Consider the following 19,874-nt stretch of genomic DNA (forward strand, 5'->3'; position numbering starts at 1 on the left):
AAAACCTAATCCAGCACAAGTACCATCCCGTCATATCCCGCTTCAATGCCGTCCGGCAGCGGGTTATCCATCATCCATGCGTCAAACTGATGGCTAATGTGCGTCAGGATCACCTTCGGACAGCCAATCACCTCGTTCAGGGAAATCACCGTATTTAAATCACTGTGGTTGCGCGGCGTCTCCGGACGCGGTTCATGGCTGCAGTCGATGATTATCGCCTGTGGCTGATTGTTGAGCAGAAACGTCACCGTTTTATCCGGCAGCCCGGCGGTATCAGAAAGCCACGCCACGCGGCTATGGGCCGATTCCAGCAGATACCCGAAGGTCAGTTTTGAATGGTTGAGCGGCAGCGGCGTGACCCGCAGCCCCTGCAGCTCAAACATCACGAACGGCTCGACCGTGTGGCTGAAATCCAGAATGCCGGGGTGTTTAAACAGATCGTCACAGCCTGCGTCGTCCGGCGGGCCGTACACCGGGATGGTCGCGCCCACGCCCCAGCGCAGGGGGAATAGCCCCTGGACGTGATCCATATGATAGTGCGTGAGCAAAAACTGCTGGAAGCTCCCCGCCGGCCAGTCGTCCATCAGGTGCGGAATGCCCGCATCCAGCAGGGTGACTGCATCGTTGAATTTGACCACCGCGCTACAGGGGCGACGGCGATAGTTGTCCTGCAAACGCGCCCTGCGACACGCCGCGCAGTCGCAGCCAAAGACCGGGACCAGCTGCGCGCTTCCGGTTCCCGTTAACGTGATGGTCAGACTCATAACGCACCTCTACAGCGGTTTGGTGAATCGAAAATGGCTCTGCGTATATCCCTCACGAACGTAAAAGCGGTGGGCGTCCGTGCGCTTCACGCTGGTGGAGAGTTCGGTCAACTCCACGCCCGCCTCTCGTGCTACGTCTTCCGCCCAGGCCAGCAGCTGGCTGCCAATCTTTAACCCGCGCGCCTGCGGCATCACCACCAGCTCCTGGATCTCGCCGATCCAGCGGGCATGATGCAGGTGAAACTGCATGTGCAGGCCGATCATGCCGACGACCTGTCCGTCCAGCTCGGCAAGCTGGTAGCGCATGTTGTGATCCTGAAGGTTGGCCAGAAATCCGGCGTGAAACGCCTGGTGATCGAACTCTGCCTGCTTCAGTTCACAGATCAGGGCGTAAACAATTTGCGCATCGTCGGCGGCGGCGGGTCGAAGCTGGCAGTCAGGCATGCTGTCTCTCCTTCTGGCGAATAAGCGATAAAAAGGTCTCGACTGACTGTAGCAAACTTCCGTCGTTATTGAGGACGTGACAGCCCGACGGGGTGTAGCGCGCCGCACGTTCCAGCCGCTGGTCGATCTCACGCGCATTTTCGCGCCCCCGGCTTTGCAGGCGGCTGCGCAGAATATCCGGAGAAACCTGCAGGCAGACCGGCAGCAGCGCCGCTTCGTACCGGGCTTTTGCCTGCGGCAGATGCGCGCGCGAGCCGTTAACCAGCACGTCGAAGCCCGCGTGCAGCCAGAGGTCGATCTCGATGCCGACGCCGTAATAAAAGCCGTTCGCGTGCCAGCTCAGCGCCAGCAGATTTTGCCCGGCGCGGGTAAAAAACTCCTGCTCGCTCAGGGCGATATGGTTTTCACTGCCAGCGTTCGCCGCGCGGGTAATGTAGCGGTGCGCCACCAGCAGCTGTGAATGTTCCCGCTGCCGTAACGCCGACAGCAGGCTGTCTTTTCCCGAGCCGGACGGGCCCATTAACCAGATGAGTCTTCCCATCAGAACACCCTTTTTCCCTGACGCCAGACGTGGTCGATATGAACGTGCTCGCCCTTGCGGTGCGCCAGCACCAGGTCTGCCCGTTTGCCTTCGGCAATCTCACCGCGGTCGTGAAGGTTGAGCGCGCTGGCCGGGTTTTTCGTCACCAGTCGAATCGCCTGCGGCAGCGTAAAGTGGTTGTCCTCGTCGTCCGCGACGCGGAAGGCCGCGTCCAGCAGGCTGGCGGGGTAGTAGTCAGACGAGAGGATATCCAGCAGGCCGAGGGAAGCGAGTTTGCTTGCCGCCACGTTGCCGGAGTGCGATCCGCCGCGCACGATGTTCGGCGCGCCCATCAGCACGTTCATGCCGTGTTTGCGGGAGGCTTCAGCCGCTTCGAACGTGGTGGGAAATTCGGCGATCACGCTGCCTAGTTGATGGGATTCGCGCACGTGATCGTGCGTGGCGTCGTCATGGCTGGCCAGCGCAATGTTGCGGTTCCGACACATCGCGGCAATGGAGAGACGGTTCGGCTGCGACCATTGTGCTGCCAGCGCCAGCTGCTCTTCTTCGTAGCGCGCCATCTCCGCGTCGTTGAGCGAGTATTTGCCCTGATAGTATTCACGGTACTTTTCAATGTTGGCGAACTGGCGCTGCCCCGGGGAGTGATCCATCAGGGAGACCAGCGACACCGGCTCGCGGCCGACCAGCTTTTCAAACAGCGGCAGGGTGGTGTGATGCGGCAGCTCGCAGCGCAGGTGCAGGCGGTGCTCGGCGCGGTTGAGGCCGCGCTTTTGCGTCTCCTCTACGGCGTTGATCATCTTTTCCAGATTTTCCAGACGATCGCCGCCGTCGCGCACGTCGCCGATCGCCACCGCGTCCAGCACCGTGGTGATGCCGCTGGCGACCATCAGCGCGTCGTGGCTGCTCATCGCCGAATGGGCGGGCCAGTCCACCTTCGGGCGCGGGGTGAAGAATTTATCCAGATTATCGGTATGCAGCTCAATCAGCCCCGGCAGCAGCCAGCCGCCTTCGCCGTCCATCGCCTCCGGGGAGCGGCTCTGGGTTTCGGCAAAGGCGCGGATGACGCCGTCCTGGATTTCAACCGAACCTTTCACGACCTCATTTTCCAGCACCAGCCTGACATTATTGATAATCATGCGTTTGTCCCCATCGGGTGCAGCCTGTCCGCCACGCGATTGCGGACGGCGTCGTCGTGGAAGATCCCGACGATCGCCGCCCCGCGCGCTTTGGCCTGTTCGATCAGCGCTATCACCGCTGCGCTGTTTTTAGCGTCGAGCGAGGCGGTGGGTTCATCCAGCAGTAAAATCGGATAGTCGACGATAAACCCGCGCGCGATATTCACGCGCTGCTGCTCGCCGCCGGAAAAGGTCGACGGGGCGAGGTGCCACAGGCGCTCCGGCACGTTGAGGCGCGTCAGCAGGCTGGCGGCCCTGGCGGCGCAGGTTTCGCGCGGCACGCCAAGATCCAGCAGAGGCTGCATCACCACGTCCAGGGCGGAGATCCGCGGGATCACCCGCAGGAACTGGCTAACCCAGCCGATCGTTGAGCGGCGCACTTCCAGCACTTTGCGCGCCGGGGCCTGAACCAGATCGACCCACTCTTCGTTATGGCGAATATGGATGTGGCCTTCGTCCGGTAAATAGTTGGCGTACAGGGAGCGCAGCAGGGTCGATTTACCGCTGCCGGAGTGGCCGTGCAGCACCACGCATTCACCCTGACTCACCTCTAACGAGGCGTTTTGCAGCACCGGCAGGCGCACGCCATTTTGCTGGTGGAGCACAAAGGTCTTACTGACATTTTCAACGTGGATCATGTTGGCCTCTTAATTCTGTAATACCGACGACACCAGCAGCTGGGTGTACGGATGATGTGGGTCGTCGAGCACGCGGTCGGTCAGCCCACTTTCCACCACCTGACCCTGCTTCATCACCAGCAGGCGGTCCGCCAGCAGGCGCGCAACGCCCAGATCGTGGGTGACAATCACCACCGCCAGGTTCAGCTCCACCACCAGGCCGCGCAGCAGGTCGAGCAGGCGGGCCTGCACGGAGACGTCCAGCCCGCCGGTGGGTTCATCCATAAACACCAGCTTTGGATGGGTGACCAGATTGCGGGCAATTTGCAAACGCTGCTGCATACCGCCGGAAAAGGTGGTTGGCAGGTCGTCAATGCGCGAGGCGGGGATCTCCACCTCCTCCAGCCAGTGCTGTGCGGTGGCGCGGATGTTGCCGTAGTGGCGCGCGCCGGTGGCCATCAGCCGTTCGCCGATATTGCCTCCCGCCGACACCTGACGGCGCAGGCCGTCCATCGGGTGCTGATGCACCACGCCCCACTCGGTGCGCAGCAGGCGACGGCGCTCGGCCTCGCTCATGGCATACAGGGATTTTCCTCCATACAGAATGTCGCCGTTCTGCGGCGTCAGGCGCGCGGAGATAGACTTCAGCAGGGTGGTTTTGCCGGAGCCGGACTCGCCGACAATGCCCAGCACTTCGCCCGGCCACAGCTCGAACGACACGTCGCTGAAGCCTTTTCCCGGCGCATAAAGGTGGGTCAGGTTATTAACCGAAAGCAGCGGTTTCATTGGCCGTTCGCCTCGCTCTGTTGGCGGCAGTAATCGGTGTCGGAGCAGACAAACATTCGTTTGCCCGTGTCGTCCAGCACCACTTCATCCAGATAACTGTGCTTTGAACCGCAGATGGCGCACGGCTCGTCCCACTCCTGCACCGTAAACGGGTGATCGTCAAAATCCAGACTTTCGACACGCGTATACGGCGGTACGGCGTAGATGCGTTTTTCACGTCCGGCACCAAAGAGTTGCAGGGCAGGCATCATGTCCATCTTCGGGTTATCGAATTTCGGGATCGGCGACGGGTCCATCACGTAGCGGCCGTTGACCTTCACCGGGTAGGCGTAGGTGGTGGCGATATGGCCGAAGCGGGCGATGTCTTCATACAGTTTGACCTGCATGATCCCGTACTCTTCCAGCGCGTGCATGGTGCGGGTCTCGGTTTCGCGCGGCTCGATAAAGCGCAGCGGCTCCGGGATCGGCACCTGGAAAATCAGAATCTGATCTTCCGTCAGCGGAGTCTCCGGAATGCGGTGGCGAGTCTGGATCAGCGTCGCGTCTTCGGTTTTTTCGGTGGTGTTGACGCCCGTCACGCGCTTAAAGAAGTTGCGGATCGACACGGCGTTGGTGGTATCGTCCGCGCCCTGGTCGATAACCTTCAGCACGTCCGCTTCGCCAATCACGCTGGCGGTGATCTGAATGCCGCCCGTGCCCCAGCCGTACGGCATCGGCATTTCACGGCCACCAAACGGCACCTGATAGCCCGGAATAGCCACTGCCTTAAGGATGGCGCGGCGGATCATGCGTTTAGTTTGCTCATCCAGATAGGCAAAGTTGTAGCCGCTTAAGTTAGCCATTGGCGCGCTCCCGTTGCAGGCGTTTCAGCAGTTCCAGTTCGGCCTGGAAATCGACGTAGTGCGGCAGCTTGAGGTGCGAGACAAAGCCTGCGGCCTCGACGTTGTCCGCGTGGGCCAGCACGAACTCTTCGTCCTGCGCCGGGCCGGCAATGTGCTCGCCGTAGTCCGGCGCCTGCAGGGCGCGGTCAACCAGCGCCATCGCCATCGCCTTGCGCTCGCCGAGGCCAAACACCAGCCCGTAGCCGCGGGTAAAATGCGGGTCTCCATTCTCTGGCGCGACGAAACCGTTGACCATTTCGCACTCGGTCATCAGCAGTTCGCCGACGTTCACCGCAAAACCCAGCTCTTCCGGCACGATTTCGACGTCGAGATAGCCGCTGCGGATCTCTGCCGCGAACGGGTGGTTGCGCCCGTAGCCGCGCTGTGTGGAGTAGGCCAGCGCCAGCAGATACCCTTCGTCGCCGCGCATCAGCTGTTGCAGGCGGGACGAGCGTGAGCACGGGTAGACCGGCGGCGTGCGGGTGACGTCGTCCGGCGTGGCGCCAGTGTCTTCTTCCGCTTTCGCCAGCCCCTGGTTTGCCAGCAGGCTGAAGACGTGCGGAGACGGTTCCTGTTCGACGTCTGAAGTGCTGAGCGTTGGGGCTTCGCCGTTCGCCAGCAGCGTGAAGTCCAGCAGACGATGGGTGTAGTCGTAGGTAGGGCCAAGCAGCTGGCCGCCGGGGATATCTTTATAAACGGCAGAGATTCGGCGCTCCAGGCGCATTTCCGCCGTGTTCACCGGCTCGCTGACTGCCAGACGTGGAACGGTGGTGCGCCAGGCGCGCAGCAGAAAGATGGCTTCCACGTTATCGCCGCTGGCCTGCTTCAGCGCCAGCGCTGCAAGCTCGCGGTCAGCAACGCCGCCCTCGGTCATCACGCGGTCAACCGCGAGGTTAAGCTGTTGCTCAATCTGGGCGACGCTCAGCTCGGGAAGCTGTTCATCGCCCCGGCGTCTGTGCTCCTGTAAGGCATGAGCGGCGGCGATCGCCTTTTCGCCTCCTTTGACGGCTACGTACATCAGCACACCTCCACGTGGGTAGTCCGCGGGATTGCCAGCAGGCGCTCGCCGCAGGTCAGGATCAGGTCAATGCCGAGCGGGAACGGGTGCGGGCGCTCGGTCAGCTCATGGATAATGCACTCCGGCAGCTGGGGCGCGACCATCCGCTCGTCGGCGATGCCTGCGCCCGTCAGGCGAAGCATGCGGCCACCGCTCAGGCTGGAGACTTGCAGGATCAGCGTGGCGCTGGTTTCCGGTGCGACGGCGCTGCCTTCGCTCAGGGCGTTAAGCTGTTCATGGCTGATCTGTTCGTCGGCCACGGCAAAGACCGCCTGCTGGGGCTGATCGACCAGCGGCGCGCTGGTGTGAAAGCGCAGGTTCTGGCTGGCGATATCGTTCAGCAATGCGCCTGACAGCCATACCGGAGTGTCGTTGTCCGCCAGCGTCAGCAGCACGCTGGTAGTGGCGAGGTTTAGCGGCAGCCAGCCCTGCGAAAGCTGGTGCAGCGAGACGATCACGCCGGGCTCGCTCATGGCCTTCAGCAGGCGACGGAAACTCTGTTGGGCATCCTGGACGGCCAGGGTAAAAGCAGGTTGAAGCGTCATGCGTTGTCTCCGCGAACGAGCGTAAAGAAGTCGACCCGGCTGGTGTTCACTTCGGCCTGACGCGCGGCAAGGCGTGCGGCGCGGTCGGCTTCCAGTGGGGCAATAAGGGTTTCCATTAACGTCTGGAAATGCGGGTGTTCCTGTAAAAGCGCGTCGATCACCGCGCAGCGCTCGGCGTGCGTTTTGTCTCGCCCAAGTACGTAGCTATAACCCAGCGTGCCGCTGTTAAGGCGGATAGCCGCGCGGGTGAGGGTGGCATCGCCGGCGAAGAAGCGCTCGCCGGTGCCGCCCATGCGTGCCTGGATTTGCACCAGGCCGATTTCCGGCGCGCGGATCGTGACGTAGTCCGGCGTCAGGCCGAGTGCGTTCATGCGGGCGGCCAGCGCAGCAGGCTGGCTATGGGCCAGCACGCGCATCCAACGCTGTCGGGTGGAGGTGTCGAAGTGCATTCAGTGCTCCATGGTGAATTCAATCATGTCGGCGCGGGTCAGACTGACGGAGTATTCCGTCGCGTTGATCTCGCCGTCACGGTGGTTGAGGGTGCGCACGCAGAGCAGCGGGGCCATGTTGGGGATCTCCAGCACCTTGCTCTCTTTCGCCTGTGCACGGCGGGCGCTGATGCGCGTCTGGGTGCGTTTGAGCGCAATACCCGTCGCGTCTTGAAGGAAATCATGCAGGGAACCGCTGGCGAAATGTTGCAGCACGGGCCAGAGGGTTAGGTCCGCGAAGTAGTGGTCGATCTGACAGACCGCCACGCCGTTGACCCGGCGCAACGTACGCAGGTGTACGACGTTGTCGCCCTCCTGAATCCCGAGCGCATCCGCCACGTGGCGGGAGGCCGGGCGCAGTACCGAGAGCAGCTTTTCGCTGGTTGGATGGCTGCCCTGATCCAGCAGGTTCTGGCTAAAACGCGCCTGGGCGTTGAGCGGGTAGTCAAACGGGCGCATCAGCACCAGCACGCCGACGCCCTGACGGCGCTGGACCCAGCCGCGCTCCACCAGCTGGTCAATGGCGCGGCGCAGGGTGTGGCGGTTCACTTCGTAGCGGTCGGCAAGCTGCTGCTCGGCGGGCAGGTAGTCACCGCAGCGGTAATGCGTGCGCAGCTCCACTTCGAGCCTGGCCGCAATCTCTTGCCAGCGGGTAGGGTAACTGGTCGGATGTCTGGATAAGTGCATACCAATCAAAGCCTCGCTAATCAGATGAAGTGCTTACGCAAGCGTTGAGAGAGGAAATCCAGCAGGCTGACGGTGACGATGATGAGCACCATCAGGGCGCAGGTTTGCTGGAACTGGAAACCGCGAATCGCTTCCCACAGGGTGACGCCAATCCCGCCTGCGCCCACCATACCGACCACGGTGGCGGAACGAACGTTGGACTCGAAGCGGTACAGCGAGTAGGAGATCAGCAGCGGCATCACCTGCGGCAGGACGCCGTAGAGGATCTCTTCGATTTTGTTGGCGCCCGTTGCGCGAATACCTTCCACCGGGCCGGGCTCGATGGCTTCAACCGCTTCCGAGAGCAGCTTGGAAAGCACGCCGGTGGTGTGGATGAACAGTGCCATCACGCCGGCGAACGGACCCAGGCCAACGGCGACCACGAATAGCATCGCAAAGACCATTTCGTTGATGGCGCGACAGGCGTCCATCAGGCGACGCATCGGCTGGTATACCCACCACGGCACGATGTTCTCGGCGCTCATCAGGCCGAACGGAATGGAGAGAACGACGGCGAGGGCGGTGCCCCAGACGGCGATTTGCAGGGTGATGGCCATTTCGCTGAGGTAGTCCTGCCACTGGCTGAAATCCGGCGGGAAGAAGTCGGCGGCGAAGGTCGCCATGTTGCCGGAATCTTTGAAGAGCAGCAGCGGATCCATCTCCGCGCCCTTCCAGGAGATAACGAGTACCGCCAGCAGGATGGCCCAGCTTATGAGCGAGAACCAGCTGCGCTTCGGCGGCGGGAGGGTGATGGTTTGCATGTTGGCTCCTTAATCTGTTCTCCCTCTCCCCCAAGGGAGAGGGGACTTGTGTTACTGCACCGCTTTATTCACGCTCGTCATCGCACCCAGCGCGGCGGTCAGGCGGTCGAGGTCTTCCAGTTGGGACTGGATTTCAGAGACTTTGCTGGTCTTCTCCTCTTCCTTCAGCCCTTTGTTGTCCTTCACGGCCTGCATCTGCTTAAACAGCGCCAGCTGGCGAATCGGGACCAGCTGCAGATCGCTGGACGCGCGGAACGGTGCCCAGCCCAGACGTTCCAGAACCGCTTTCTCTTCCGGCGTTTTGCCGTAGTTCATAAAGAAGTCGTAGACCTTGTCCTTGGTGCTTTCGGAGAGATTTTTGCGCCAGACGATCGGGTCGCCGGGGATCAGCGGGGATTTCCAGATGACCTTCAGCTCTTTCAGCTTGTCAGGGGCGGAGGTTTTCAGCTTGTCGAGGTTTTCGGTGTTATTGGTGGCAACGTCCACCTGCTTGTTCGCCACGGCCAGCGCGTTGGTTTCGTGGCTGGCGTTGACGGTGCGCTTAAAGTCGCTGGCGGAGATGTTGTTTTTCGCGAAGACGTAGTAGCCAGGGACGAGGAAGCCGGAGGTGGAGTTCGGATCGCCGTTGCCAAAGGTCAGATCTTTGCGTTTGGCGATCATGTCGTTGAGGTTGTTGATCGGGCTGTCTTTGTTGACGATCAGCACGCTCCAGTATCCTGGAGAACCATCTGCCGCAACGGTCTGGGCAAAGACCTGACCGTTGGCGCGGTCCACCGCTTCCATGGCGGAAAGGTTGCCGTACCAGGCGATGTCCACTTTGTTAAAGCGCATCCCCTGGATGATGCCCGCGTAGTCCGGGGCGAAGAAGGCGTTCACTTTGATCCCCAGTTTGGTTTCCATATCTTTCAGGAACGGTTCCCACTGCGGCTTCAGGTTTTGCTGTGATTCCGTTGAAATGATGCCAAAGTTCAACGCTTTTTCCTGCTCTTCGGCGTACGCCGGGCTTAACAGGGTGCTGATGCTGAACATGCTGGTGAAGGCCAGCGCGGCAACGGCTTTGTAGTTCATTTCCATTCCTCGTTATCGGGGCGTTAAGCAGCCTGCGCGCGTTCTTCGACGCGGTTTACGCTGCGGTAGAGATGGTCAAAACGTTCGTTATCAAACTGATGGCTGGCGCCATCGAAGAACACGTGGCCCTGACGCAGGGCGACGATGCGCTCGCAGTAGCGCAGGGCGTAATCCACCTGATGCAGCGTCACCACCACGGTGATGCCGTCGTTCTGGTTGATGTCGCGCAGGGTTTCCATCACGATGCGGGCCGACTCCGGATCCAACGAGGCGATGGGCTCATCGGCGAGAATGATTTTGGCTTTCTGCATCAGGGCGCGGGCGATAGCGACGCGCTGCTGCTGCCCGCCAGACAGCGTGGACACGCGCTGGTGGGCGAAGTGCGCCATGCCGACGCGGGTCAGTGCCTGTAACGCTTCCTGCTTCTGTGATGGGGAGAACCAGCGCAGGCAGGTGCGCCAGAACGGGGTGCTGCCGAGCGCGCCAATCAGCACGTTCTCCAGCACCGTCAGGCGGTTCACCAGATTGAACTGCTGAAAGATGTAGCCCGTCCGGGCGCGGCTTTCGCGAATATTGCTCGCCAGACGGCCTGCATGCTGCACGGTGTTACCCAGCAGCTCGACGCGGCTTTCCGGCGCTTTATCGCAGGTAATAAGGCCGCTTAAGTGATGCAGAAGGGTGGATTTTCCTGAACCGGACGGCCCCAGCAGCGCCACCATTTCGCCCTGCTGGACGGTCAGATCAACGGCATGCAGCGCCTTGTTGTGATTGAAGGTCTTGCTCAGTTTCTCGACGCGGATAACAGTGTGCATGTGCTGGGCCTCACGATAAATGTGGCCTCATGCTGGCGCATCAATATGACATTTGGGTTAAGTGCAGGTTGCGGGAGTTTGAAGAGTTGAGGGGAGTTTGATGACAGGCGGAGGCAGACCGCCCACCGCCCGAAAATTAGTGCTGCTGCTTAACGACGTTAATCATCCACGGCACGCCGTACTTGTCGGTGACCTTACCGAAGCCGTGCGCCCAGAAGGTTTCCTGCCAGGCCATGTCGATATTCCCGCCATCGGCAAGGTTGTCGAACCAGCGCTTGCCTTCTGACACATCCTGCGTGTCGAGCACCAGCGTGAAGCCCGCGTACTGTGCGCTGCTGCCCGGCGGCAGCCCGTCGCTCATCATGATATCGCTGTCCGCAATGCGAACGTTGGAGTGAGCTATAGCCGAATCCGGAAACTGCATGCCGGACGGACAGCCTTCTTCGCTGTTATCGCTTTTTGGCATTTCGCCGAAGGTGATTTTATAGAGGAGTTCTGCGCCGACGGCCTGCTGATAGAAGGCGGTAGCCTCTGCACAGTTGCCGGCAAAAGAGATGTAGGGACTTAACGGCATAATCTTTACCTCACGTAAGAAAAGCCCGTTAAGTGTAGTTCCCGAAAGCCCGGTAAGCGAAGCGCTACCGGGCGGGTTAAATCAGTTCTTTTTCACGAACTCAGATTTCAGTTTCATCGGACCGAAGCCGTCAATTTTGCAATCGATATTATGATCGCCTTCCACCAGACGGATATTCTTCACTTTGGTGCCGATCTTCAGCATGGAAGAGCTGCCTTTCACCTTAAGATCTTTCACCACGGTGACGCTGTCGCCATCCGCCAGCAGATTACCGTTGGCATCTTTGACGATCAGTGCATCAGCGTCCTGCGCTGGCTCGGCATCATTCCATTCGTGTGCACATTCCGGGCAGATGAACATGCCATTATCTTCGTAGGTGTATTCAGAATTGCATTTTGGGCAGTGTGGGAGTTGCATGTCGGTATCCTCAAAAGTGTTAACGCGCTGGAAAGTGCCAGCTAAATGACGGCAGAGTGCCGAAAAAGGCGGCAAGTATAACGCAAATCCACACTTTTGTCGGTGCTATTGGGAATTTAAAAAACGCAGAAAATGTGTTGCGAGTGACACTTACTGTCAGTCAGCTAAGCGATGCTAACGTCATTAACACGGTGGAAAGAGAAGTCGCTAAATATATCGAATATTTTATTGCGGCAAATTGCTACGCACCTTCATTTCGGATAAGGTGAAGCAACGCATTGTTATTTATCTTCGAACTTTACTGCCATGCATTTCTTATGTTGGCGGCCTATCCCTCTCTTTTTAGGTGGGTAAATAATGATGATATATCCTGAAGCTTCTTAAAATGGGCCAGGCTTTTTATCTTATGGCTTTCTGGCCTTGAGGAGAGCTTTACACGCCATGCAGGGATAGCCATTTATTTCTGATTATCTTCAATTAGTTATATTTTGGTGAACATGTTTTCCACACGTGATCATATAAGCCTGAACATCATAATTAATACAAGTGGCTTAATAAAAGTAATAAATTTGCGTTAAGGAAAGGCTTTTATCATGCACACACAGACCATTTTTGAATTAAGTCAGGAAGCTGAGCGTTTGTTACAGCTTGCCCTGCAAAATCTCGATACCCTGAAATCAATGCCGACAGCGAAGCTGGAGAGCACGACGGCTGCTATTACAGGTGAAAAGAACAACGTGCTGCCTTTGCATTTTAGTGCGCGAGGTGTCGAAGCGCAGCAGGCAACGCTGAATAATGAATTACGCAAAATAACACGTCTGGAAATGGTTCTGGCTATCGTTGGCACGATGAAAGCGGGGAAATCGACCACCATTAATGCCATTGTGGGTACCGAAGTGTTGCCGAACCGAAACCGCCCAATGACGGCGCTGCCTACGCTGATACGTCATACGCCAGGCCAGAAAGAGCCGGTACTCCACTTCTCACATGTCTCTCCTATTGATGATTTGATTCACCTGCTGCAGAAAAAGCTTGGCGATTACGATCGCGGCAAGCTGGCTCTGCAACTGGAAATTGATAAGGACATGAATACGCTGCTGGAGCGTATTGAGAAAGGCGAGGCCTTTGAAAAGCATCATCTCGGGGCGCAGCCAATATTTCATTGCCTGAAAAGTCTTAATGATCTGGTAAGGCTCTCCCAGGCGCTGGGCGTGGCGTTTCCGTTCTCTGAATACGCGGCCATCGAACATATTCCGGTGATTGAAGTGGAGTTCGTGCATCTTGCGGGTCTTGATGCCCACCTCGGGCAGCTGACGCTGCTCGATACTCCCGGCCCCAATGAGGCCGGACAACCGCATCTGCAAAAAATGCTTAGCGAACAGCTAGCCCGCGCGTCGGCGGTGCTGGCGGTGATGGATTATACCCAGCTTAAATCTATATCTGATGAAGAGGTCCGTCAGGCTATTTCGGTTGCGGGGAAATCAGTGCCTCTGTATGCGCTGGTGAATAAATTCGACCAGAAGGATCGCAATAGCGACGATGAAGAGCAGGTCAGGGCGATGATCTCCGGTACCTTAATGAAAGGCACTATTTCGCCTGGCCAGATCTACCCTGTTTCCTCTATGTGGGCGTATCTGGCAAACCGCGCCCGCAACGAGATGAATGCCCGTGGACGCCTGCCGGATCATCAGGAGCAGCCCTGGGTGCAGGATTTTGCCGAAGCCGCACTCGGACGCCGCTGGCGTTCGGCGGACCTGGACGATATAAACCATATCCGTCACGCAGCCGATTTGCTCTGGGAAGATTCGCTGTTTGAACAGCCGATACGCAAACTGATTTACGCCGCCTATGCCAATGCCTCGCTATTCGCGCTGCGCTCGGCCTCGCATAAGCTGCTCAACTACGCGCAAAATGCCCGGGAGTATCTCGACTTCCGCTATCAGGGGCTGACGGTGGCCTTTGAGGGACTGGAACTGAACATCGCGCGTCTTGAAGAGGATATGGCGCTGCTGCAGACGCGCCAGAGCGCGGTGAGCGATGAGGTGAAACATGAAGTTGAGCAGGCGCTGAACGCGACCGCGGACTTTATGGAGGCCGAAAAATCGGCGCTTCACCAGGCCGTGGGCCATGTGTTCAGCCCTCAAAATATTCTTGATTTGGCAGGCGTTGAGCGGCTGAATCGCCGCAGTGACAAACTGCAAGAGTGGGAACCGCTGGTTCTGGATGATGAAGGTCAGGCGCAGATCGTCCTGAGTAAAATTCGCTCTTCCTGTGAACTCATCATGCTGGATGCACAGGCAAAAATCGCCCGGGAGCTGGCGTTACGCTTCGATCAGCTGGAATCTACGCTGGCGCGCTCGCTGAATGAAGCTATCCGCCCCATTGAAACGCGTATAAAAGAGCATCTGAGCCATGCCGGCTTCCGGGCGCGGATCAGCTTCCCGGCTTTTCAGGCAAACCAGCTTGACTTCAATACGCGCGCACTGTTTAACGATGCCATTGCACAGGATAACCGCCCGGCAGGTCAACTTTCCGCCGGGAGCAGTATGCGTGAAACCGTTTCGCGTTGGCTCAATAATCCGGGCTGGGGCTGGGATGAGTATGTTGTCACGCGCACGCACTATGTTATCGACATTGCGCAACTGCATGACAAATTTAAGCAACATATTGATCAGTTTTGTGAACAAATACGTAAAGCTTTGTCCGCGCAGGTCGATGTCTCTGTTACGGCCGGAATGGCGACGTTCTTTGCAGAATTTTCGTTATGCCTGACCGGGTTACAGGAAAGCTTGCGTGATAGCCTCGCAGTGCGTCAACAAAATGAGCATTCAACCCGAGCGCTCAGCCAGCTGTTGAAGCAAAGCATTACGACTGCGACGTGGATTCAGGAAGATACCCGACTGTTACGCGATGACATTCAAACTCTATTCGCAGCAGAGCAACCATGACAACACAGCTACTGGACGGTCCCGGGCGGACGCTGGAGTGTATTCATCCCAGGTTTATGGTCGATCTTGTGCAGGGCGTGGACGCGGCGCGCCATCCCCATCTGGGGCCGCAGCAGCTGCAGTTTCGTGAACGTTTGACTCAGGAGATCATGACGCATACCCGGCTACGGCCTTGGGCGATGGCGGGAATGCTTAACGAGAACGCGGCCCTGCGCCTGGGGCTGGCGGAAAAACTCGCCGGCATGTTGGATCCGGGCCATCTTGCGCTGACGCTGATGGCCGATAAACTGACTGCACTGTGCCAGCAGGCTCACCTGCGCGCTCAGCCATCTCCCGGCCTGCTTGAACAGTATGCGGAGCTCTCCTCTCATTTTACCCAACGTGCCGCCTATAAAGAAAAGGCGCTGACCCAGCGTGGACTGACGGTACAGGCGGGCGAGCACAGTGAACAAATTTTCACCCGCTGGCGAGCCGGTCACTATGATGGCTGGTCTTTGGCCGGGCGCTGCTTCATTGTTCTGGAAGAGCTGCGCTGGGGAGCATTTGGCGATGCCTGCCGTCTGGCGAACAACGATGTGTCGGCAATGCTCAAGGATAATTTACGCAGCATGGCCGCCAACTACCTCGCGCAGGGCATCAATGCGTCTCCCACAACGCGCCATTTCTATCATCAATGGCTGACCACACCCGCTTCGGCGGGTTTAATCGATCACAAAGACATGCTGGGCTGGCTGGGCGACTGGTGTCAGGCGGATATACACCCGGTGAGTTGGTCAGTGACGCAAAACTGGCAGACCGTCGCGCTGGGTATGCCGAGGCTGTGTTCGGCAAAACGGCTGGTGGATGCAATGGTGGAAGAGATTTTTGGTTGAACCCCTCATCCTGACCCTCTCCCCATAGGGGAGAGAGGATGGCTGGCGCGGTGTGTTAGTGATTCATTTCTATCGGTTTCGGTTCAGGCGGGATCTCTTGCACATTTCCGTAGCGTTTCGCGTATAGCGCCGTGATGATGGGCACCAGGATTGCGGTGACAATCACGCTGGCGGCAACCAGTGCCGTCGCGGACGCGGCCACCGGTTCGAAGGCCGGGTTAATCTGGGCGATAATCACCGGGTTTGCAACGGCAGCGCCTGCGGCTGAAGAGGCGGCGACGCCCGCCGTGCCGTTTCCTCCCCCGATTACGCGGTCTGCAACGATCAGCGGAATACCGGTGATGATGATAACCGCGACACCCAGCACAATCCCCAGCAGTCCCGTATCAAGAATCACGTTCAGGTTGATGGTGTTACCCAGCGCAAAGCCAAAGAATGGGATCAGCACCGGCGTGGCTTTGCTGAAGAAATCACGCAGATCGTGATCCAGATTGCCCAGCGCGAAGCCGATCAGGAATGGCAGGATCGCGCCGACAAAATGATGGGGCTCAAAAGAAGCCAGGCCAGCGGATCCCAGGATCAACATCGTCATGAGCGGGCCGGACTCCAGAGACATCAAAACAAACGCGCCGGACTCCTCTTTCGTTCCGTACTGGTTCATCAGGCTGGCATACAGCCCGCCGTTGGTCATGTCCATCGCCGAGACAATCGCCAGGACGGATAACCCGGCGAAGAAACCGGTCTGAATTCCATTTTCAGGAATGAACATCGCGCATATCATTGCGACCACCCAGGCAACCGCTATTTTGGTTATCACCAGCGTTCCGGATTTGCGTAATACGGTACCGGTTGCCCGCAAATTAATGGATGCGCCGATACAAAAGAACCAGACCGCCAGGATGGGAACGGTACCCGTAATCATCCCCTTTGTGAAACCACCAAAATAAGCCCCGGTTTCAGGTGCTAATGTATTCAAAATAGCACCGAGTACCAGCGGCACCAGCATCATACCACCCGGTATGCGTTCTATCGTGGCTTTAATCTTCATCTCTAACCCTCACAATTTCGCCTCTCATGGTGAGCGGCAGGTGCGAATAAAAAAATCAATAAATTCAATTTGATGAAGGGTGCTCTTGATGATTGGTTTGTGATAACCCTGCACCGAAATTCAGTCAGCGCTCTCGTTTTCTCTCGTCAGAAAACATGCGTCGCTATGTTTCAGGAATTATCATGCGATCGATGGAATATTGATTCAATGAAAATAAAACGATGTTTTAGTTATCTTCATCACATATTGAATGTAAACTTTACGGCCCGTTGTGAGAGCTGAAAATTTATGTAAATCTCTTGTAAAAAATATGGCTTTTTATTCTGTTGGGAAAAGAAAAAGGATGAGGGCGAAAATGGGGGCTTTGGAAGGTTGAGAAAGTACTTATGTGCGGTAGTTGACAAAAACTGTCTTCACCTGACGCAGTATAAATATATGTGTGAAGTTGATCACAAATATAAACGCTGGTAGGGTAAAAAGGTCATTAACTGCCCAGACAGGCGTCAACAGGTTCGGTTGTATCGACGGAAAACGTCAATGTAAGTAAACCTGCTACGCTTGAAGATGGAGGTTCGCATGGAGCGGATCTCGGGTTCACAGAGTGCGAGTTGGCTGTGGAACGGACAGGGCTAAGTCTACGAGGAAAGCTATGCTAAGAAGGAAAAAGGTTAAACCCATTACGCTTCGCGACGTCACCATTATTGATGACGCTAAACTGCGTAAAGCGATCACCGCCGCCTCGCTCGGTAATGCGATGGAATGGTTCGATTTCGGTGTCTACGGCTTTGTTGCCTATGCATTAGGTAAAGTGTTCTTCCCCGGTGCTGACCCTAGCCTGCAGATGATTGCCGCGCTGGGTACATTCTCCGTTCCTTTCCTGATCCGCCCGCTAGGTGGTCTGTTCTTCGGTATGCTCGGTGACAAATACGGTCGCCAGAAAATACTCGCTATCACCATTGTCATTATGTCGATCAGTACGTTCTGTATCGGCCTAATACCGTCCTATGCCACGATCGGCATCTGGGCACCTATTCTGCTGTTGCTCTGTAAGATGGCGCAGGGCTTCTCTGTCGGGGGCGAGTATACTGGGGCGTCGATCTTCGTCGCGGAGTATTCCCCTGACCGTAAGCGCGGCTTCATGGGCAGCTGGCTGGACTTCGGTTCGATTGCCGGGTTTGTGATGGGTGCGGGCGTCGTGGTTCTGATTTCAACCGTGGTCGGTGAGGAGAACTTCCTCGACTGGGGCTGGCGTATTCCGTTCTTTATCGCGCTCCCACTGGGTATTATCGGTCTTTACCTGCGACATGCGCTGGAAGAGACACCTGCGTTCCAGCAGCACGTTGATAAACTGGAGCAGGGCGACCGCGAAGGGCTGCAGGACGGCCCGAAAGTGTCCTTTAAAGAGATCGCGACAAAGCACTGGCGCAGCCTGCTGACCTGTATTGGTCTGGTGATTTCCACCAACGTCACTTACTACATGCTGCTGACCTACATGCCGAGCTATCTGTCGCATAACCTGCACTACTCGGAAGATCACGGCGTACTGATTATTATCGCCATCATGGTGGGTATGCTGTTTGTACAGCCGATTATGGGTCTGCTGAGCGACCGCTTTGGCCGTCGACCGTTTATCATCCTGGGTAGCGTAGCGCTGTTCGCGCTGGCGATCCCGGCGTTTATTCTGATCAACAGTAACGTGCTGGGTCTGATTTTCGCCGGTCTGCTGATGCTGGCGGTGATCCTGAACTGCTTTATCGGGGTGATGGCATCCACATTACCTGCGATGTTCCCGACGCACATTCGTTATAGTGCGCTGGCGGCGGCGTTCAACATCTCCGTTCTGATTGCCGGCCTGACGCCTACGCTTGCCGCCTCTCTGGTGGAAAGCACGCAGAACCTGATGATGCCAGCCTACTACCTGATGGTTATTGCGGTAGTCGGCCTGGCGACCGGCCTGACCATGAAGGAGACGGCGAACCGTCCTCTGAAAGGGGCGACGCCTGCGGCATCTGATATTCAGGAAGCGAAAGAAATCCTGCGCGAGCACTACGATAACGTTGAGCAGAAAATTGAGGATATCGACGCAGAGATTGAAGAGCTGCAGAAGAAACGCTCCCGTCTTGTTGATCAACATCCCCGCATTAACGAGTAATAAAGAAACCCGCCAACGGCGGGTTTTCTTTTATTAGCATCCGGCGGCGATGTAGTCGCCGTTGGCGCTAATGGGGATGACGGTCAGGAACAGGACGGTCGCGAACAGGATCAGGATGATACCTCCGGCAATTTTAACTGCCGGCACCAGCCATCTGAACGCGCTATCTCCCCCGAACCATGCCACCGTGCGTTCACGGGCATAACGAACCGCCAGTGATAGCCCCATAATAGAGAGTGCCGTTCCTAAAGACATGGTCATAACGGCCGCCATTCCCCAGGTGACAATGCCCAGCGCGTTCGAAAACATCAGAATCATGATTGCACCGCTGCACGGACGTGCGCCAATCGCCAGAATGACGCCCAGACGCGTTTTCCATTCACCTTGTGTCAGATCTGCGCCCACGCCGTGATGACCACAGCCACAGTGTTCATCGTGCTGATGAAGGGGAGTGATGGCTGAGATCCTCATTCTTTGAGGCCGCAGGCTTTTCAGTGCCTGGTAAATGATGAAAGCACCAAATGCGCCAATCAGCACGGCGCTTATCTTCTCGACATACCAGCGGCTGGTGCTGATATCCCCTGACGCGAGGTTAAATCCTACTGCCAGAATAAAGACAAACAGAATGGCGCTGACGCCCTGCATCAGGCTGCCAAGAAAGGGAACGGTGCGTGCGGCCAGTTCGCTCTCCTTATTTGTGCTCAGGTAGGTTGTCACGATGAACTTCCCGTGCCCCGGCCCGATGGCGTGAAGGACGCCATAAAAGAAAGCGCCTGTTAAGAGCCATAATCCACCGCTGTACTGGTTGTTATTAAGCTGCAGGAGATACATCACCAGATAACGGTGCAGCGTAATCTGCGTGGCAAGGCACCACTGAATAAAGGCGTTCCAGTGCGTATGTAGCGTAAAAGTGGCGAAGAGGATGGCCAGCAGCATCAATCCGGCCGTAGGGAGGCGCCAGTCTCGAGGCAGGCGTTGTGTATTCATTAGGGGGAGCTCTGCGGAGAAGAATATTTGCCGCTAGTATAGTTGATCTTCTCTTTCAGTTCGCAGGATCGCATCAGGATCTTGCTGTAATTGTGGATAAGTCTGTGCGTAAAAGGGTATAAGGCGGGATTTTGCTGGGGAATGCATCAGTCAGTCATTTTTTTGCAACTTTTCTGTTGCGGGCTGCGGAGAACTCCCTATAATGCGCCTC

At 57.3% G+C, this 19,874-nt stretch carries 21 protein-coding genes; 3 read left to right on the forward strand and 18 right to left on the reverse strand.

The genetic code is table 11. The annotated features are described in order from the left end of the window. Positions 1-5: 5 nt before the first annotated feature. From phnP to IM273_RS12610, 16 genes are all read right to left on the reverse strand, one after another. A complete protein-coding gene (gene phnP / locus IM273_RS12535) occupies positions 6-764 on the reverse strand; it encodes a phosphonate metabolism protein PhnP (RefSeq protein ID WP_193051652.1) in 759 nt (252 codons plus the stop codon). A gap of 9 nt (positions 765-773) precedes the next feature. Further along, positions 774-1,208, reverse strand: coding sequence for an aminoalkylphosphonate N-acetyltransferase (gene phnO, locus IM273_RS12540; RefSeq protein ID WP_193051653.1), 435 nt, complete (start codon positions 1,206-1,208; stop codon positions 774-776). Then, positions 1,201-1,752 (reverse strand): ribose 1,5-bisphosphokinase, encoded by a 552-nt coding sequence (gene phnN, locus IM273_RS12545; protein WP_028015204.1) that lies wholly within the window; start codon positions 1,750-1,752, stop codon positions 1,201-1,203. The genes phnO and phnN overlap by 8 nt, the downstream gene beginning before the upstream one ends. Beyond that, on the reverse strand, positions 1,749-2,885 hold the full coding sequence (gene phnM, locus IM273_RS12550) for an alpha-D-ribose 1-methylphosphonate 5-triphosphate diphosphatase (protein WP_193051654.1): 1,137 nt from the start codon (positions 2,883-2,885) through the stop codon (positions 1,749-1,751). The genes phnN and phnM overlap by 4 nt, the downstream gene beginning before the upstream one ends. Continuing rightward, entirely contained in the window at positions 2,882-3,562 is a 681-nt protein-coding gene (phnL, locus tag IM273_RS12555) for a phosphonate C-P lyase system protein PhnL (RefSeq protein ID WP_047366876.1), read from the reverse strand. Before phnL ends, phnM begins: the two co-directional genes overlap by 4 nt. Before the next feature lie 9 nt (positions 3,563-3,571). Beyond that, entirely contained in the window at positions 3,572-4,327 is a 756-nt protein-coding gene (gene phnK / locus IM273_RS12560; RefSeq protein ID WP_048210808.1) for a phosphonate C-P lyase system protein PhnK, read from the reverse strand. Next, positions 4,324-5,169: an alpha-D-ribose 1-methylphosphonate 5-phosphate C-P-lyase PhnJ gene (gene phnJ / locus IM273_RS12565; protein WP_041911512.1), complete on the reverse strand. Its 846-nt coding sequence runs from the start codon at positions 5,167-5,169 to the stop codon at positions 4,324-4,326. Before phnJ ends, phnK begins: the two co-directional genes overlap by 4 nt. Then, positions 5,162-6,226: a carbon-phosphorus lyase complex subunit PhnI gene (locus tag IM273_RS12570; RefSeq protein WP_193051655.1), complete on the reverse strand. Its 1,065-nt coding sequence runs from the start codon at positions 6,224-6,226 to the stop codon at positions 5,162-5,164. The genes phnJ and IM273_RS12570 overlap by 8 nt, the downstream gene beginning before the upstream one ends. Continuing rightward, positions 6,226-6,810, reverse strand: a complete 585-nt coding sequence (phnH, locus tag IM273_RS12575) for a phosphonate C-P lyase system protein PhnH (protein WP_045261068.1) — start codon at positions 6,808-6,810, stop codon at positions 6,226-6,228. Before phnH ends, IM273_RS12570 begins: the two co-directional genes overlap by 1 nt. Beyond that, on the reverse strand, positions 6,807-7,259 hold the full coding sequence (phnG, locus tag IM273_RS12580) for a phosphonate C-P lyase system protein PhnG (protein WP_193051656.1): 453 nt from the start codon (positions 7,257-7,259) through the stop codon (positions 6,807-6,809). Before phnG ends, phnH begins: the two co-directional genes overlap by 4 nt. Then, a complete protein-coding gene (gene phnF, locus IM273_RS12585; RefSeq protein ID WP_041911508.1) occupies positions 7,260-7,985 on the reverse strand; it encodes a phosphonate metabolism transcriptional regulator PhnF in 726 nt (241 codons plus the stop codon). A gap of 20 nt (positions 7,986-8,005) precedes the next feature. Next, positions 8,006-8,785 (reverse strand): phosphonate ABC transporter, permease protein PhnE, encoded by a 780-nt coding sequence (gene phnE, locus IM273_RS12590; protein WP_028015213.1) that lies wholly within the window; start codon positions 8,783-8,785, stop codon positions 8,006-8,008. 51 nt (positions 8,786-8,836) lie between these two features. Then, on the reverse strand, positions 8,837-9,853 hold the full coding sequence (gene phnD / locus IM273_RS12595; RefSeq protein ID WP_193051657.1) for a phosphonate ABC transporter substrate-binding protein: 1,017 nt from the start codon (positions 9,851-9,853) through the stop codon (positions 8,837-8,839). Positions 9,854-9,876: 23 nt separating this feature from the next. After that, positions 9,877-10,665 (reverse strand): phosphonate ABC transporter ATP-binding protein, encoded by a 789-nt coding sequence (gene phnC, locus IM273_RS12600; protein ID WP_193051658.1) that lies wholly within the window; start codon positions 10,663-10,665, stop codon positions 9,877-9,879. A gap of 136 nt (positions 10,666-10,801) precedes the next feature. Then, positions 10,802-11,239 carry a VOC family metalloprotein YjdN gene (gene yjdN / locus IM273_RS12605; RefSeq protein WP_193051659.1) on the reverse strand — a complete coding sequence of 146 codons (438 nt, stop codon included), beginning with the start codon at positions 11,237-11,239 and terminating at the stop codon, positions 10,802-10,804. Positions 11,240-11,320: 81 nt separating this feature from the next. Next, positions 11,321-11,656, reverse strand: coding sequence for a zinc ribbon domain-containing protein YjdM (locus IM273_RS12610; protein ID WP_047366881.1), 336 nt, complete (start codon positions 11,654-11,656; stop codon positions 11,321-11,323). Between the two features lie 593 nt (positions 11,657-12,249). Between IM273_RS12610 and crfC the strand changes: the two genes are divergently transcribed. Together crfC and IM273_RS12620 are read left to right on the forward strand one after the other, a co-directional pair. Further along, positions 12,250-14,604 (forward strand): clamp-binding protein CrfC, encoded by a 2,355-nt coding sequence (gene crfC / locus IM273_RS12615; RefSeq protein ID WP_193051660.1) that lies wholly within the window; start codon positions 12,250-12,252, stop codon positions 14,602-14,604. Then, positions 14,601-15,476, forward strand: coding sequence for a diguanylate cyclase regulator RdcB family protein (locus tag IM273_RS12620; protein WP_028015219.1), 876 nt, complete (start codon positions 14,601-14,603; stop codon positions 15,474-15,476). Before crfC ends, IM273_RS12620 begins: the two co-directional genes overlap by 4 nt. Before the next feature lie 55 nt (positions 15,477-15,531). Here IM273_RS12620 and kdgT read toward each other — a convergent pair whose 3' ends face one another. Next, positions 15,532-16,524 (reverse strand): 2-keto-3-deoxygluconate transporter, encoded by a 993-nt coding sequence (gene kdgT / locus IM273_RS12625; protein WP_049137606.1) that lies wholly within the window; start codon positions 16,522-16,524, stop codon positions 15,532-15,534. Positions 16,525-17,173: 649 nt separating this feature from the next. Between kdgT and proP the strand changes: the two genes are divergently transcribed. Further along, positions 17,174-18,676 carry a glycine betaine/L-proline transporter ProP gene (proP, locus tag IM273_RS12630; RefSeq protein ID WP_028015221.1) on the forward strand — a complete coding sequence of 501 codons (1,503 nt, stop codon included), beginning with the start codon at positions 17,174-17,176 and terminating at the stop codon, positions 18,674-18,676. Between the two features lie 33 nt (positions 18,677-18,709). Here the strand turns inward: proP and IM273_RS12635 are convergent, their stop codons facing one another. Then, a complete protein-coding gene (locus IM273_RS12635; RefSeq protein ID WP_193051661.1) occupies positions 18,710-19,663 on the reverse strand; it encodes a nickel/cobalt transporter in 954 nt (317 codons plus the stop codon). Between the last annotated feature and the right edge of the window lie 211 nt (positions 19,664-19,874).

The organism is Enterobacter cloacae complex sp. P13B (assembly GCF_014895915.1).
GTDB lineage: Bacteria > Pseudomonadota > Gammaproteobacteria > Enterobacterales > Enterobacteriaceae > Enterobacter > Enterobacter bugandensis.